The 876-nt window shown below is 71.5% G+C and carries 1 pseudogene; it reads left to right on the forward strand.

Annotated features, from left to right (window positions below):
• A pseudogene (locus DBR34_RS21895) lies at positions 1-876 on the forward strand (cell surface protein); the annotation flags it as partial.

Genomic DNA, 876 nt, shown 5'->3' on the forward strand with positions numbered 1-876 from the left:
TGGGCTTCTTCGTGCAGACCCAGGCCAGTGGTGAAGCGGCAACGGCCGTGGGTGCCGGCGCCATCGCCAGCGGCGATTACGCCACCGCCAACGGCACCCTGACCGAAGCGTCGGGTACCGAGGCCACCGCCGTGGGCTACTTCGCCTATGCACCGGGTGAAGGGGCCACAGCGCTGGGCGCGGAAACCTGGGCCAGCGGCGAGCTGAGCACCGCGGTCGGTTTCTACGCCACCGCACGCGGCGCCAACAGCGTTGCGCTGGGCGCCAATTCCACCGCCACCCGCGCCAACACCGTCTCGGTCGGCGATGTCGGCAACGAACGCCAGATCACCCATGTGGCCGCCGGTACCGAAGCCACCGACGCGGTCAACAAGGCGCAGCTGGATGGCGTGGCCCAGGTGGCCAACGTCACCGCCAGCCGCTTCAAGGCCAATGGCTCCGATGACAGCGACGTGGGTGCGTTTGCCGAAGGCGACGGCGCGCTGGCCGCAGGCGAGGCCAGCAATGCGCTGGGCGCCGGTGCGGCGGCACTCGGCAACGGGGCCAACGCGTTGGGCGATGACACCGTGGCCGTGGGCCGCAACGTCAGCGCCAATGGCAACGGCAGTGTCGCCATCGGCGGCCTCGGCCAGGCCTATGACGAATTCAACCAGCCGCTGGTCGATGCCGACGGCAACGCCGTCAAGGTAGGCACCACCGCGGCCCAGGATGCGGTGGCGGTCGGCGCGGGCGCCCTGGCCACCGGCACCACCAGCAACGCGTTCGGCAGCGGCGCGCAGGCCACCGGCAGCAACAGCCTGGCCGCCGGCTACAAGGCGCGCGCCACCGGCGACTACAGCGTGGCGCAGGGCGACAACGCCTTCGCCAGCGGCGAGG

The sequence above is a fragment of the Stenotrophomonas sp. HMWF003 genome (genome assembly GCF_003061285.1).
Lineage (GTDB): Bacteria > Pseudomonadota > Gammaproteobacteria > Xanthomonadales > Xanthomonadaceae > Stenotrophomonas > Stenotrophomonas maltophilia_AP.